14 protein-coding genes are annotated in these 14248 nt (G+C 44.6%); all 14 read right to left on the bottom strand.

Going from position 1 to position 14248, the window contains the following annotated elements:
* Positions 1–112: 112 nt before the first annotated feature.
* The gene (locus PGQ38_RS13750) at positions 113–1735 is read right to left on the bottom strand and encodes a relaxase/mobilization nuclease domain-containing protein (RefSeq protein ID WP_270432145.1); all 1623 of its coding nucleotides are present in this window, start codon (positions 1733–1735) and stop codon (positions 113–115) included.
* Positions 1707–2105, bottom strand: a complete 399-nt coding sequence (locus PGQ38_RS13745; RefSeq protein ID WP_002569238.1) for a plasmid mobilization protein — start codon at positions 2103–2105, stop codon at positions 1707–1709. Before PGQ38_RS13745 ends, PGQ38_RS13750 begins: the two co-directional genes overlap by 29 nt.
* 570 nt (positions 2106–2675) lie before the next feature.
* Positions 2676–2888, bottom strand: a complete 213-nt coding sequence (locus PGQ38_RS13740) for a helix-turn-helix domain-containing protein (RefSeq protein WP_117946832.1) — start codon at positions 2886–2888, stop codon at positions 2676–2678.
* A gap of 16 nt (positions 2889–2904) precedes the next feature.
* Positions 2905–3303 (bottom strand): sigma-70 RNA polymerase sigma factor region 4 domain-containing protein, encoded by a 399-nt coding sequence (locus PGQ38_RS13735; RefSeq protein WP_118749806.1) that lies wholly within the window; start codon positions 3301–3303, stop codon positions 2905–2907.
* A 169-nt stretch (positions 3304–3472) separates the two neighbouring features.
* Positions 3473–3916 carry a DUF6591 domain-containing protein gene (locus tag PGQ38_RS13730; RefSeq protein WP_117946834.1) on the bottom strand — a complete coding sequence of 148 codons (444 nt, stop codon included), beginning with the start codon at positions 3914–3916 and terminating at the stop codon, positions 3473–3475.
* Between the two features lie 3 nt (positions 3917–3919).
* Entirely contained in the window at positions 3920–4378 is a 459-nt protein-coding gene (locus tag PGQ38_RS13725) for a DUF1700 domain-containing protein (RefSeq protein WP_117946835.1), read from the bottom strand.
* The gene (locus PGQ38_RS13720; protein WP_015534245.1) at positions 4375–4734 is read right to left on the bottom strand and encodes a PadR family transcriptional regulator; all 360 of its coding nucleotides are present in this window, start codon (positions 4732–4734) and stop codon (positions 4375–4377) included. Before PGQ38_RS13720 ends, PGQ38_RS13725 begins: the two co-directional genes overlap by 4 nt.
* Before the next feature lie 167 nt (positions 4735–4901).
* Entirely contained in the window at positions 4902–5042 is a 141-nt protein-coding gene (locus tag PGQ38_RS13715) for a Maff2 family mobile element protein (RefSeq protein ID WP_117528512.1), read from the bottom strand.
* A 249-nt stretch (positions 5043–5291) separates the two neighbouring features.
* The gene (locus PGQ38_RS13710; RefSeq protein ID WP_226837804.1) at positions 5292–5864 is read right to left on the bottom strand and encodes a helix-turn-helix transcriptional regulator; all 573 of its coding nucleotides are present in this window, start codon (positions 5862–5864) and stop codon (positions 5292–5294) included.
* Entirely contained in the window at positions 5848–7662 is a 1815-nt protein-coding gene (locus tag PGQ38_RS13705) for a VirD4-like conjugal transfer protein, CD1115 family (RefSeq protein WP_270432137.1), read from the bottom strand. The genes PGQ38_RS13710 and PGQ38_RS13705 overlap by 17 nt, the downstream gene beginning before the upstream one ends.
* Positions 7659–8222, bottom strand: a complete 564-nt coding sequence (locus tag PGQ38_RS13700) for a PcfB family protein (protein ID WP_118447861.1) — start codon at positions 8220–8222, stop codon at positions 7659–7661. Before PGQ38_RS13700 ends, PGQ38_RS13705 begins: the two co-directional genes overlap by 4 nt.
* Positions 8223–8501: a hypothetical protein gene (locus tag PGQ38_RS13695; RefSeq protein ID WP_055183036.1), complete on the bottom strand. Its 279-nt coding sequence runs from the start codon at positions 8499–8501 to the stop codon at positions 8223–8225.
* Entirely contained in the window at positions 8491–8634 is a 144-nt protein-coding gene (locus tag PGQ38_RS13690) for a hypothetical protein (RefSeq protein ID WP_164492145.1), read from the bottom strand. The genes PGQ38_RS13695 and PGQ38_RS13690 overlap by 11 nt, the downstream gene beginning before the upstream one ends.
* Positions 8635–8702: 68 nt before the next feature.
* Positions 8703–13964: a SpaA isopeptide-forming pilin-related protein gene (locus PGQ38_RS13685; protein WP_270432133.1), complete on the bottom strand. Its 5262-nt coding sequence runs from the start codon at positions 13962–13964 to the stop codon at positions 8703–8705.
* Positions 13965–14248 lie beyond the last annotated feature (284 nt).

Raw genomic sequence — 14248 nt, 5'->3', positions numbered from 1 at the left:
TTCGGGTTTTTTCTGCCCTATAAGCCCGTTAAAAAATCCTTTGGTATTTGCGGATAGGGTACGGGGCAGCCCCCTTGTTCTGTATAGGTTCGGGTACATTTTGGGGCGGTTTTTATCGTTCCTGTTCCTGCCTTTTCACAGGCTTGCGCTCCCGGTGTAAAATCTGGTCGATATTGCCCTTGACAGTCTGTAAGCGGCGGTATTCCTCCCGTTTTGCCCGGTAATCGTTGTAGCCGCTGTTTTTCTCTTGGATAAGGCTTTCAATCTCTGCTTGCAGGGCTTTATAGCTTGGCAGCTTGGAAATGCCGTTCTCCCTGAAATAGCGGGCGGCTGCGTCTGCTATGATAAAGTCACTTTCGTGCTTCTGTCGGTAGGCTGCTTTTGCTTTGGCGTTTTTCTGCTGTTTCAGCCCGTCTCGGACAGGGCGGGTCTTGGAATAGGCAAGCGCCTGCCGTTGCAGCTCCTTTTTCCCGTCCAGCGTCTTTTCCACCTGCTTCAGCTCTGTAAGGCTTTCCTGCATGGCGGCATAGGCAGCAGAGCAGGCTTCGTCCAGTTCCTCCGGGGAAGAAAAGCCGTACTGCTGGTAGGCGGTAACGGTAGCCGCCATTTGCTTTAGATTGTGCTTTGCCGCCCAGCGGTCATAGCCCACGCCCTTGCCCTCGGCTCGCTTGGCTTCCCGGTCAACCATGCGCTGCAAGGTGTTGTCTGTCGGGGTGGTTTTTGCGGCGTTTTCCTCCTGCAAGCGTCCCTTTTGGGTATGTGGGTATTCCGGTATGGCTTTGGGCTTTTCGGCGGCTCTGTGGGCGTTCTGTGTAAGCAGGGCAAGGACAGCAGCCTTGTCAAAATCGTCCCCCAGCTTCCGGGCTGTGATAGGCTTTGTCCTGTCCGGCGTGAGGTAGGAAAGCCGCCCCCGGCTCTCCTTGACGGTCACACCCTCCCGCAGCAAAAGGGAAGAAAATTCGTCAAAGCTGCCAGCTTGGGAAAGTGCCTGCCGTATCGTCCGGCGCAGCTTCGCCTTGTCCGTTTCAAACTTGGTGGGCTTGGTCGGCTGTCCTGCGGCTTCTCTGACAGCGTTCTCTTTATCAAGGGCAAGCTGTCCTTTCTTTGCCGCCCAGTATTCCCGTTCGGTTATCCGTTCCTTGCTGCCGTTCAAGAGGTCGATTTGGTAAAGCCCCTCCCGGTGGCACATCTCCATGACTTCACTCTTGAAATATTCCATAGCGGCGTTGGTGCAGCGGTGCTTGCAGCCCTCCCGTGTGTCGGCTGGTCTGTCCATGTAGGGCAGAAGCGGGACTTCATAAATCCGCAGGGAGTTGATGACGATATGCACATGGATATTGCCGCTGTGGTTATGCCCGTCCGGGTGGGTGCAGACTAAGGCTTGGTGTCCGGGGAAATGCTCTTTACAGAACTGCTCGCCCAGCTCCTGCGCCCGGTCTACGGTCAAGCCGTTGTCTGTCCCGTCCCGTGGGTCAAAGCTGATGATATAGTGGTGGCTTTTCACATCTTCCCGTTTTTGGTTTTTCTCATAGCGGAGATTAGCCCGCATACAGGCAACAGCGAAATCCTCGCCCCCACAGTTGAGGGAAGAAATGCGGTAATCCTCCCTCGGTATCAGCCGCCCGTTTTCATCAAGGGTGGGCTTCATGGTAAACTCGTCATGCTCAAATGTGAGATAGGCTTCCGCTGCGCCATAGTCCGCATTTTTAGAGCTGATATGTTTGAATGTTGCCAACAGCGTCACCCACTTTCTGCAAGACTTCAAACTTTAGGGCAGCAAGGTCGGAAACCGCCGCCCGTACCTCCCCGGCAAGCTGCGGGTAGGGGCTGTGCCACTCGTTCAGCGTCCGGGCTATCTGGTTTAAGTTGCCGCCGATCCTGCCGTATTCGGCGGTCAGCTTCCCGACAGCGGCAAGCAACTCGTCATTGACGGGGGAAACGGTTATGATGGGGCGTATGGCTGCCCCGGTTATGGCTTGCCGGATAAACTCGGCTTGGCTCATGTTGTAAGCAGAAAGCCTTTCCGCAAACTCGGCGTATTCTTCCTCGGTCATGCGTGTCTTGACTACCCGGCTGCGGTGCGGCGTGTTATATCGTTTTCGCATGGTAAAACCTCCTTCGGCTGTGCGTGGTGTCCTCTCACTAATAGGAGAAAAACAGGGTGTAAAGCGGAACTGTTTTTGAAAAATCCGAAAAATTATTTTGAGGGATTTTCCAGCGGCGTAAGCCGCATAAGCAGGGTTTGGGGAAGGCACTCCCCAACAAGATTCCCGCAGGGGCAAAATGAGCAAAACGCGAATTTTGGCACCTCGGTAGAATCTTGCTCTCCGTAACTGCAAACCCCGGCGCATATGGGGGCTTCTCATTTTCCGCTAATATAACGCTCGAAAAGGGCTTTGCTGCCCGCTGTAGGCGGTCTTTTTTCCTTTCCGCTAAAGATACATTTCAAAGACCGTCATCTACCCGCTGGACGGGGATTTTCTCAAATTTCCTTTTGCTCCTGTAATCCGGGCAACAGCTTTTTGGCAACTGGCGGGGTAGAGAATTATTCTTTTCACTCACTACTGCAACCGGCAAGGGGCAAAATGGCCGGAAATAGAATAGAAAAAAGCAGTAAATCTTTTTCAAGACTTACTGCTTTCGATGGCCGCCGGTGGGCGGCAAGTATTCAGTTTTTATGGCTCGTCCGGCGGGTAGTCAAATTGGAATTTGAGCAGACAGGCAATCAACCGTTCTTTCACATAGTCCTCAACTTCGGCATTGACTTGCCCGTTCATTTTGGAAAAGTATCGGATATATCCGGCATAGTGGGAAAGAACTGCGTCCACGGCTTCCGGGTCGCCTTCATGGGCTTTGACAATGGTTTCATAGGGAAGTAGCCTACTCATGGCGGCTCACCTCCATTTACTCCCGTAACCGCTGCAAGGCAAGTTGGATATGCCGCCCCGCTGTGCTGCGTGTTTGACCAAAGTACGCACCGATCACGCGCTGCGGCTGGTGCAGGAAATAGTAGCGGAAGATTTCTTCCTGCGCTTGTTCCGGCAAAGTCGAGAGTGCAGCGGCAAGGGTGACGTTGCAGAGCAGGACGGTCTGGCCGCAGACGATAAAGGGGTGTTCTTCGTCCGGCTCCGGCTCGGCAAACTGGACAAACTTCTCATTTGTCAGATAGTCAAGGGAAATTTCCCGTTCCCATTTCTGCCGCAGCCGTATGATTTTCCCGATGGCGGCATACCGAATAACGGCTTTACAAAAAGCGTTGTGCTTGCACCGGATATACTCTTGATAGGCTTCAATCTCGGTCATGGAAATTCCCCCTCTCTGAATAATAGTACGGGGCGGGCAGCACTCCTTGCTGTCCACCCCTTGATTGCCTGCCAGCAAAGGCGGGCGGGGCTGTCAACGGCGGCGCGTATGCGCCGTTCATCTTAACCGTTGACTGGCTCGACTGGCTTTGCTATTTCGTTATGTTCATTCAGTTGTTGACAAAAGAAATGTAGATACCGAAACTGTCTGGAACATAGCTGATGCTTATCCACTTTTCTTCATTTGACAAAAGTGTTCCGATAGAAACATAGTTTTCTCCCTCGATTTCCTCTGACACATTTTCAATTACGGAAAAGCCTTCTTGGTTCAAAATCTCCATGTACTCGTTATAGTCGTTTTCGCTAACGCCGGTAAGGTTGATACTGCAATTCCCATGTTCTGTATCAAGTGTAGCCCATGCAACCGTACCAGGCGGAACAGGAAGCCCCTCCGTGTACTCATTCGCAGGCCAAACGCCCTCTTCCAATTTTGTAACACTGTTAGATTGTGTATTGCTCTCATTGCTGGTTGGTGCAGATGAGATATTTTGATTAGAACACGCAGCCAAAAAAATCATAAGCATGATTGCGAATACAGAAATATACTTCTTCATTGGTTACCTCCTGTTTTTGTGTATGGTTCTAATAATTAACAAAACAGCAATAGCCGTTGCTACAAACCCAATAGTCAAAAGGATTTGTGAAACATCAAAGGCAAATGCGCCCTCAATCTGTATATTTGTTGTCGCGTCTGCCTGTCCGATTGCTCCTTCTGGTACTTTTCCTGATTGTGCAACAGCATATACCGAAAAGGCAGCAACCGCGATAACAAGCGCAACAAGAGTAGAAATGATACCGTTCCTTTTTTTCAATGTGGTGTTATCAATGCCAAACTGTTCTGCGGTGCTGTCTGCAAATTCTTTTGGTGTGCCCAAACGTTGGATAACCTGTTGCTCTGTTTCTCCATGCTCCATAGCAGACGCAAAAACTTCATTCAAGTCACGCACAACCTCTTTTTTCATTTTGCGTGGTAAAGATAGTTCCTTTTCAACCTGTTTGATATATTGTTCTTTCATTTGGACACCCTCGCTTGTTGATAACTTTCTATAAAGCCGTTTACGCAGTTTTCATAGCTTGACCAAAATAAGATTAGTTCATCAAGTACATTCCTGCCTTTATCAGTTAAAGAATAATACTTTTTTGAGCCGCCATTTGCCGCAGCCGGAGCCAATCGGCATTTGATTAGTTCTGCTTCCTGTAAACGATACAGAATAGGGTAAATGGTTCCCTCTTTCGCATATCCCAAAACAGACGCACTATTGTTCAATTCGGTTATAATTTCATATCCATAAGTTTCCTTGCGTCCGATTAGGCATAAGAGTATCATTTCCAGAGAGCCTTTTTTGAATTGCTGGACATATTTGTTATTCATATCGTCGCCTCTCTTTAGTTTCGCTACTCAGGCTTGCTAAGTAGCAACTATATTATATCTCTTTCGAGGTATCAGAGTCAATAGTCTTAACGAAAAAGTTACAAGATGCGTGCGTAAGGCAATATCGGAATAATGGGCTGCTGTCTATCAAATTCTTGTGTGTTACTTTATGGCACATGAGCATTTGCACCCGGGTTGTCGTTTCCATAACCTTCCATCAGGTTGATTACGCCCCAGACACCAAGGCCGGCACCGATTGCAACGACCAGTGTCTGAAGAATATTGATTGCACTGCTAAAAAAAGCCATAATCAAATGTGTGAACAAACGCTTTTTCTTATGGTCTGTAAGCGTTTGGCTCTACTCCTTTCCCTTTTATTCAGACCTTTTTTTACCTGTTTTATTTGCAAGGCGATCTTATCTTTATCTTCACTTTTTTCTCCTTTCTTCCTACTTTTAGATTTCTTTCTTGAAAAAACATAAAAAAATAGAGCATATAGATGGATTTTTCTACATGCTCTATCGCTTTTTGTTCTTTTTACAAATACTTGAAATTTTTTACTTCCTATCCAATTTTTTTGCCAGCACAAAATTAAACAAAAATGCTACTGTCACTATTAAAATACATATTATCGTAATCCACGCTGGTACTTTCATATCAAATTGAACTCTTAGCAACAAAGAAATTGCTAAAAATATACCTCCTATAATCTCTATAAAATCTAGGATCCTTTTTTGCATCATCTGAATTTTTTCCCTTTCTTTTACCCTATCAAACTTCCATATTCCATATTTTGATTGAATATCTGTGATATCTTCATCAGATATAAGTTCATCCAAAGTGACTCCAAGCTCCATTGCTAACTTTTTTGCTGTAATTAGATCTGGACATCTTGAACCGTTCTCCCATCGGCATACAGTTTGTCGTGATACGTACAGTTTATCGGCAAGTTGTTGTTGTGTATATTTTTTTTCTTCTCTGATTTTTTTAATGTTATCATTTAAAGCCATACTTCTTACCTCTCTTTCATTCATATCATATAATGATACCATTAAAAAAGAAAGAACCAGCATGGTTTTCCTATGTTTCCACTTTGGTAACATAGGAATTTTCTTAATTAATGATTTCAATTTGTCTTATTTCATCCTCTGTTACATCAATCCGAAACATCTCAAACTCTGTATCTTTTGAAAATGTCAGATTATGATTCAGATATTTTTCAACATCAAAAGCATTTTTCTTATCATAATCGGCAAGTTCCTTGTACCGTTTGTGCTTTGTGATGTCATACTTGTTGCTTAAAAACGGCCGGACTCCTCGAAGCTGTAAGATACATTTTTCTCCATCCATGACCGCCAGCTCATCTCTACTCATCAGTTCTTTTCCAGTCTTTTGATAGTTCAGTCCATAGGACCGGTTGCTGCCTCTGGTGTCGGATGTGTTGTAAAGATCAATGGTTTCCTTTCCCAGGGTTTCTGATATTTCTTTCAGTGTGGAACTTTCCTTTCCCCCCAGGAAAAGAACAGTGTCACAGTTACCTGTGATCGTCTCAGCAGCATCCTTATAGATGGTTTTCAGCTGAGATTGTGACTGCAGAATGATAGAAGCGGAAATTTCCCTGCTTCGGATCGTAGCAATCAATTTGTCGAATTTTGGGATCTGTCCGATATTGCTGAACTCATCAAGAAGCAGTCGTACATGATAGGGAAGCCTGCCGCCATGCTCATCATCCGCCTTATCACAAAGCAGGTTAAAAAGCTGGGTGTACATGATCGCTACCACAAAGTTGAATGTGTCATCTGTGTCGCTGATGATGACAAACATGGCTGTTCTCTGATCACCGATCATATCCAGTTCCATTTCGTCATACGACATAATTTCTCTTAGTTCCTGAATGTCAAATGGTGCAAGTCTGGCACCACAGGAAATCAAAATCGATTTTGCAGTTTTGCCGGCTGCAAGCTTGTACTTGCGATATTGCCTTACTGCAAAGTGTTCCGGATTTTCTGCTTCCAGTTCTTCAAACAATTCATCCACTGCATTTTTAAATTCTTCATCATCCTCCCTGGTCTCACTGGCATTGATAAATTCCAACAGAGTAGAAAAGTTCTGTTCTTCCTCTGGTGCCTCATACCAGATGTATCCGATCAGTGCAGAATACAAAAGACGTTCGGCCTTGACCCAGAAATCTTCCGTTGATTTTTCACCTTCACCCTTGGTATTTGCAATAATGGTATTGACCAGCTTTAAGATGTCTTTTTCACTCCGGATATAATGGAACGGATTGTAATGCATGGACTTTTTAAAGTTGATCGTATTTAATACCTTGATCCGGTATCCTCCATTTACCAGCATCTTCCCGCATTCAACGATGATCGTTCCCTTCGGATCAGTGACCACATAGGACACGTGATCCGTCATCTGCATAAGATTGGGTTTTACATAGAATCTTGTCTTTCCGGATCCGGAACCACCGATGACGATCACATTCTTATTTCTGGCATACTTTGGGGCTTTTGGCCGGCTGTTCATGGTCAGACGTTCCGTTTCTGTGAGGATGACATTGTTTTCAAAGACCGGATCCATAAAGGGTTTGATGTCTTTTCTGTTTCCCCATCTTGCAGATCCATACTCCACACCTTGTCGGAACTTCTTTGCATTTTTAGAACGATAGTAGACCACCAGTTTTAATGCACCTGCAACCAGAACACCTACTGTAAGATCCTGCAAAGCGATACTTGGCAGCCAGCTTAAAAATGCCAGTCGGAAATTGACTAACATCACGCCAAGTCTCTGGACCATGCTTTCTCCCAGGCAATGCCGGTACAGCCAGGATCCTTTATCTGCTACATAGAAGATAAAGAAATATGGGAGATTTAAGATCACCAGTCGTTTGACCTGGATCTTCTGTAATTTTTCCCGGATCATCGTTCCTGACCTCTGGATTTTTGTCTCTGCTTCACACGCTGGCGGTGCTTTGCTTTTCTTTCTACAGATTTCTGCAGTTTCTTTCTGACGGATGGTTTCTTCGCCTGTTTCTTTTTCAGTTCTACTCCGGCATATTCCCGGAAAGCCGCTGTCATCACATCCACATCTTTAGCCTTAAAGAAGACCAGATATTTTGGTGGATCAGCACCGACTTCTTTTTTCAGGCTGTAATCAATCCCGTACTTTCTTGCCACACGGTCAAAGGATTTGATATTTTCATCTGTGATCTTTATGTTGGAAAGCTGTACTCCCTGTGCATTCAGTTGCTTGATGGTCTGCTTTCCATGTGGCTTTTTCTTTTCAATCTTTTTTCGGGCTTTTTCCCTTCCTTTCTCCTGAGCCCGTCCGGTCTTTTCAGCCATTTTCACCTGCGTTGTTTCCTGTTTCCTCCGGTTGTCCATTTCCAGGAACTTCCGAAGGGCTGCTTTTAGCACACTGGCAGTGATCTTGACTCCCTGGATGCTCAGGCTGATCACTTTCTGATTTACTTCTTCCTGCAATTACCCACGTCCTTTCTTTCCTTTCATTTCAGAATGAAGACGGGCAATACAATATCCGATGCATGGAACATGTTTTCCATACGGACAGCCACCACATGGTGTTGTTTTTACTGCTTTTTTCTTTTCCGGAAGCAGATAGTGGCACTGTTTCAAGCTACAGCCTTTCTTTTTGCCTCCCCACCAGTAACAGTACTTGCAGGACCATGGCTTTTCTTCGCTGTACTTTCTTCCCTCAATAGCTGCATTTGGTTCTATGATCAGATCTTTATTAGTCTTCATTCTGTTCTTCCTCTTTTCTCATGATTTCTGTCAGTTTTTTCTCTGCCTGACTTCCGGCAGCAATGAGACAATACAAAACTGTAAATATTGCCGCTGCTCCCAGAAGAGCAACAAAAATAATGATATTTCTCATGGTTTCTCCCATCTAAAAAAGCGTCCACAGATTCCTTTCGGTTTCCATGAACGCTCATTCTTATTTAATTAGTGTTTCTTTTTTCTCATAAATGCAAGGGCTCCTGTACCAGTCGCACCAATGCCGAGAAGCATAAACCACAGCCACAGATTGGTGTTATCCCCAGTCTTTGGTGAATCACTGACAGGTTTTCCACCTTCCGGTGTCTTTTCTGCCGGTTTTTCCTCATCCACCATGGTTACATGCTGTACTACACTGGTATCCTTTACTTCGAATTCCACATCTTTTGCAACCAGATAGCCATCCGGTGCTGTTTCTTCACGGAGAGTGTATTTTCCGATCGGAAGCATTTCGATGTAATGTGCTTTCTCTGTACTGGTCCAGCTTTCCACAACTTTTCCATCCTGATCAAGGATTGTGAGTTTCGCTCCCGGAAGTTCTTTTCCGGCGATATCCTGTTTGGAGATTTTCACCTTCGTTACATCATCCTTCATCTCAACTTTCTGCACATCGGCAGTATCTTTGATCGTGAACTTCACGCTTTCAGCTGTCACGTAACCATCAGCAGGTTTTGTTTCAACCAGTGTGTATTCTTTTCCGACAGTCAGCTCACGGATCACATGTGCTTCTTTACCGGAAGTCCATTCATCCACGATATTTCCATCAGCATCTACCACTTTCAGCTTACATCCTGGAAGTTCTTTTCCGGTTGTCAGACTGGATTTGGTAAATTCTACAATGGTTGGCTGATTCTCAAAGGTAAAATCATAGGTTACAGTCGGCTGATCCTCACCTGCATACTCAAACGTAAATTCTTTTCCTTCATCGTTGGTTACGAATCCGTCTGGTGCATAGAGCTCTTTTACATAATAAGTTGCTCCTATTGGAAGATCTGCAACAAATGTGATCTTTCCTTCTTCATCTGTAGATTTCAGCTCAATGATCTCATCGGCTTCGATCAGGACTTTACCAGTTGTCTCAGACTTAATGTCATCTTTGGCAAATAATCCAAAGATAGCACCTTCCAGTGTACGGTCAGAATCTTTTTCTTTCTTAAGTACACTGACTTCTACTCTCTGACGGTTGTTCTGCCAGTCTTTGTCATAGACTACAACCGGTGTATTCTGATCCACGTAAGTCAGATCTACATGACGGATCTCACCATCCAGCACATGACCGTAAGCAGTTCCTGTTTCCTTCACGTAGTATTTCCCAAGTGGAAGATTTTCCAGTTTTGCAATACCGGTTTCATCTGTCTTGATCGTTGCAATCAGTTCATCCTTTTTATAGTAATCGTCACTGACGCCATCGGCAGCCTTAATGTCTTCCTCAGCATAGACTTCAAACGTAACATCTGTCAGCTTTCCGGTTACATAGTTGAAAATGTGTTCCACCACACCTTTGACCTTATCGGCCAGTGTAACAGAATCCAGGAATTCTCCTTTTTTGTTGATGATCAGTTCACCAACCGGTACCTCGTCCTTCATTTCCACTTTTTGAACCTCTCCGGTATCTTTGACTGTGAATGTCACATCATTGGCTACCAGATAACCATGCGGTGCAAACTCTTCATGGAGGGTATAAGTTTCACCCACTTTCAGATATTTGATCACATGCGGTGCATCTTTGGATGATGTCCAGCTGTCTACCACATTTCCATCTTTATCCGTTACTTTCAGATAAGCTCCATCCAGTTCTACACCAGTTGTTGCATCTGATTTTGTAATCTCAACAGTTGTTGGCTGGTTCTTCTTTACTGATTTTAATGTTACTGTCTGTACATCCTGACCCTGATAAGAAGCATCAAATCTCAGTACTTCATCAGAAGATACGAATCCGTCCGGTGCTTTCAGTTCTTTCACATAGTAGCTTCCAAGTGGAAGATCCAGCGTACATGCTGCCTGACCTTTTTCATCAGAAGTCATTTCCTGTAAAAGAGTATCTGCTTTGACGATCACTTTTCCATCTTTCGTCTGAATGTCTTTTGCATTGTAAATACCGAACACTGCTCCGGCTACTGTATTGCCTGTCTCAGCATCCTGTTTTTCGACCGTAATCGACACTTTCTGTCGTTCATCTGTGACAGAGATTTCTTTCTCGATCACTGCAGTATCCTGATCCACATAAGCAAATTCGACATTTTCCGGCACAGTATTTAACACATAAGTGTCCGGTGCATTCTTCTCTTTGACATAGTATCTGCCAAGTGGAAGATTCTTTGCGGTTGCATAACCATCTTCATCCGTTGTGACGGTTGCTACCAGTGCATCCTTTGCAAAATACAGAATTCTCTGTCCATCTGCATCTACCTGATGATCGGCGGTATAGATATCCTCTGCCGCATAGACTTCAAATTCTGCACCTGCAAGGCCAGTCATTTCATACTGGAAGTCCTTATCAAATCCCTTTAACACTTCACCCTGTTTATAGATCTTTAACTGACCTTTGACCGGGGCATTGGTATATTCCACATCAATGACTGCATCTCCTGTGACAGGATCGGTCAGATAAGCAGTATCTGTATCAACGGCAACTGTCACATAGTTTTTGGATATCGTGTACCCATCGGGTGCCGTCACTTCCTCAATCCGGTAGTTACCAGGTTTCAGATTTCTCGGCAGTACCAGGTATCCTTCCTCGTTTGTGAAATAAGATTTGTGTACTGTTGGCTTCGGATAGGATGTTGTCTGTTCCACATATTTCTGGTTATCCAGGTCGTATACCTTGAACTCAGTATTTGCCAGGAGTACAGATTTCTGTGTTTCTGCATCCTTTTTGATGATCTTTAATTTTGCTTTGAATTCCTTATCCAAAAGCACTCGCCATGTCTGCGGTGTATCCGGATGATTCTCTGTGATCTTCACTACAAAATCATCAACCGGTGCATAGTTGTGTTTGCTTGTGGTTTCTCTTACCACATAAGTTCCATATGGAAGCGGAATCGATCTTGCATATCCTTTTTCATCGGTAAACATTTCTGCCTGGCCATCTGCAGTCAGTACAACTGGTCTGGCTGAGTCAAAATCATAACTTCCATCTGCTTTTACTTTCAGATCACTGACAAGCCATGCTGAAAAACCAACTCCCTGCAGAAGATCTGCATCGGTCTTTCCGTTGTTTGCTGCCTTGATGATCTGAAATGGCTGTTTGATGACAGTTTCTTTACATACAGAAGTTCTTTCTACTGTCGGAACAGTAGCACCTTCGTAAGTACAGTCCACCTCATGTTCTGTCGGATCCAGTACGTATCCCACCGGAGCACTAAGCTCTTTCAGATAATACTTTCCAAGATAGAGATCCGATACAGAAGCTTCGCCATTCTTATCCGTTGTCAGGGATGTGATCAGGGTGTCTTTCTTATAGATTGTTCCGGTTCTTCCATCCGGATGAACAATATCTTCCCTTGCATAAAGACCATATACCGCACCTTCCAGTGTTGCATCGCCCTGTGCTTCATTGCCTGTCTCAGCATCCTGTTTTGCAATGTTGAGCTTTGCATTTACTCGTTTGTCTGTTACATTTTTGGTCGTTGTCTTTCCGATAGCAAGCGTCACGTTATAAGACTTTGTATCAATCTGATATCCTGTCGGAACAGAGATCTCTTTCAGATAAACAACTTCCTGTGTCTTTTCCATTGTAAGCTGAGAAGCACCATTCTGATCTGTTGCAGGCATCTCTGCAATCAGCTTTGTACATGCAGCATCGGAATAGATTCCGTACACCGCACCAGCCAGTGCATTGCCTGTATCCCGATCCTTCTTTACAATGGATACTTTGCATTCTTTTGTCCAGGTTACTTTAAAATCCACATATTTCTCATTTCCGACACCTTCCCCGAAAACAAGAGCCAGGTCCTGTGTTCCGGATCCTGTTACAATCTTGTAAGCAGAGTATTCTTTATCAATGCTTCCCTTCATCCGAGAAGAAAATGTAGCACTGACGCTCTCTGCCTGATCAAGTGGTGCTGTCAGATAAAACTGTGTACCTCCACTGATTTCTACACTTGCTCCTGCAGCACTGGTTTTACCGTTTGTCACATTTACAAGCTTTACACCGCTTGGCAACTTAAATGTGATTGTCTGCAGTTTATCTGCTTTGAATGTGATCACGCTTGTTCGCTGGCTGTTTCCTTCCACATAAGCCTTTACATTAGATTCGGAAAAGCTCATATCTACAGACGGAATGTCCGGCATATTTACACAATAATTGTAAAGTTCCATTGCCAGGTTCTTTCCTGTTGCATTAGTTCCGGATGCCCAGTCACTGGATCCATTTGCATAAGCTGCTGCAAGATGGGTAATGATGAATCTCTTTCCTGCCGGAAAATCCGGATGTTTCTCATCGAAGAAACCATTCTCATCACTTGCTTTTGTTCCGTAATAGCAGACCTTTGCAAGTGTCTTTCCATCGGCAAGTTTCTGGATCGTATAAGTTCCATTTCCCGGTCCTTTTTTCGATGGTTCAACACAGTATGCTGTCGCATTGATGCTTCCCCATTTCACATAATATGGACAAGTCAGATAAGAACCTAATCCATAATCTGCGTAATAGTACCAGGAGCCGGCTGTAACTGTGACTGATTTTGTTCCTGTTTCACCGGAAGCAAGCATCATTGGCATATCAAAAGTAATACTTTCGCCTGCTTCAAGATCTGCAAGAGCAACTTCCTGGTCAACAGCTTCCTGCATAACCTCTGAGAGTGTGATCCCTGTTTCCGGATCAACGGTCTCCTGATCCTCCGTTGCTTCGATTTCTGCATCAAATTCTTTTTCTGTCAGTTCTGTTTTGCTCCCCGTGTCAGCAGCATCAGTTTCCTCTGTAGACGAGTCAGCCTCAGAATCCTCTGTTTCTGTCTTATCGGAAGAACCAGCATCCTGATCAGAAGAACTTTCTGACTGCGAATCTTTCTGTTGATCCGCTTCTTTTACCACGATCTTTCGATTGATCTGGTAGGTTGGGTGATCCGTTGTCTGTGGTTCTACATAATAGACTGCCTTATAGGAATTGGCATAATCGGTAGAAAAATCATTCCCGTCCGTATCTTTTGCTTCCTGAAATGTAACTTTTACTTTGCTGTCATCCTGGATCGTAAGACCGGTATAATCACTCTTTACATCGAAATTGTCTCCAACCTTGATCTCATAATCCTTTGCAGTTACCACTTCATCTTCATCCAACTGATCCTTGATCTCCTCATAATACGGAATCTTTTTTACAGATCCGGCATCATCAGAAGCATAGGCAACAGCGGGAGAGAGTACCGTCGATAGAACCGTTACTGCAGTCAGTAAACCGGACATCACCCTGCGTGCTTTTTTTTTCACGTTCATTCTCTTAAATCCTTCCTTTCTGATTCTTTTGTGTATGGTTATCTGTTCGTGTCTGCGTATTATCTTTTATACGAAGATGATCGCCTCCTTTCCTGAAATTTGCGCTATTTGGGACAGTCAGCACAAGCTGAGATAACAGCACAAATATATGGCGGTACCTGTTTGTCACAAATACCGCCACATGATTTCTACTGTCATCCTCTTTTTAGATTCAGACATTTTATTTTGATTTAAGATTTAAGCGTTTTCCTGTTTTCTTTCCCGGATCCGTTCCTATATCAGTT

Source organism: Blautia faecis (genome assembly GCF_027662325.1).
Lineage (GTDB): Bacteria > Bacillota > Clostridia > Lachnospirales > Lachnospiraceae > Blautia_A > Blautia_A faecis.
Note: the sequence above shows the minus strand (reverse complement) of the source record. Positions and strands in the feature narration are given on the sequence as shown.

What these genes read in the sequence shown, in the direction of transcription:
- PGQ38_RS13745 (WP_002569238.1), bottom strand. Translation starts at nt 2,105, where the DNA reads ATGCGAAAACGATATAACACGCCGCACCGCAGCCGGGTAGTCAAGACA.
- PGQ38_RS13740 (WP_117946832.1), bottom strand. Translation starts at nt 2,888, where the DNA reads ATGAGTAGGCTACTTCCCTATGAAACCATTGTCAAAGCCCATGAAGGC.
- PGQ38_RS13735 (WP_118749806.1), bottom strand. Translation starts at nt 3,303, where the DNA reads ATGACCGAGATTGAAGCCTATCAAGAGTATATCCGGTGCAAGCACAAC.
- PGQ38_RS13730 (WP_117946834.1), bottom strand. Translation starts at nt 3,916, where the DNA reads ATGAAGAAGTATATTTCTGTATTCGCAATCATGCTTATGATTTTTTTG.
- PGQ38_RS13725 (WP_117946835.1), bottom strand. Translation starts at nt 4,378, where the DNA reads ATGAAAGAACAATATATCAAACAGGTTGAAAAGGAACTATCTTTACCA.
- PGQ38_RS13720 (WP_015534245.1), bottom strand. Translation starts at nt 4,734, where the DNA reads ATGAATAACAAATATGTCCAGCAATTCAAAAAAGGCTCTCTGGAAATG.
- PGQ38_RS13715 (WP_117528512.1), bottom strand. Translation starts at nt 5,042, where the DNA reads ATGGCTTTTTTTAGCAGTGCAATCAATATTCTTCAGACACTGGTCGTT.
- PGQ38_RS13705 (WP_270432137.1), bottom strand. Translation starts at nt 7,662, where the DNA reads ATGATCCGGGAAAAATTACAGAAGATCCAGGTCAAACGACTGGTGATC.
- PGQ38_RS13695 (WP_055183036.1), bottom strand. Translation starts at nt 8,501, where the DNA reads ATGAAGACTAATAAAGATCTGATCATAGAACCAAATGCAGCTATTGAG.
- PGQ38_RS13690 (WP_164492145.1), bottom strand. Translation starts at nt 8,634, where the DNA reads ATGAGAAATATCATTATTTTTGTTGCTCTTCTGGGAGCAGCGGCAATA.
- PGQ38_RS13685 (WP_270432133.1), bottom strand. Translation starts at nt 13,964, where the DNA reads ATGAACGTGAAAAAAAAAGCACGCAGGGTGATGTCCGGTTTACTGACT.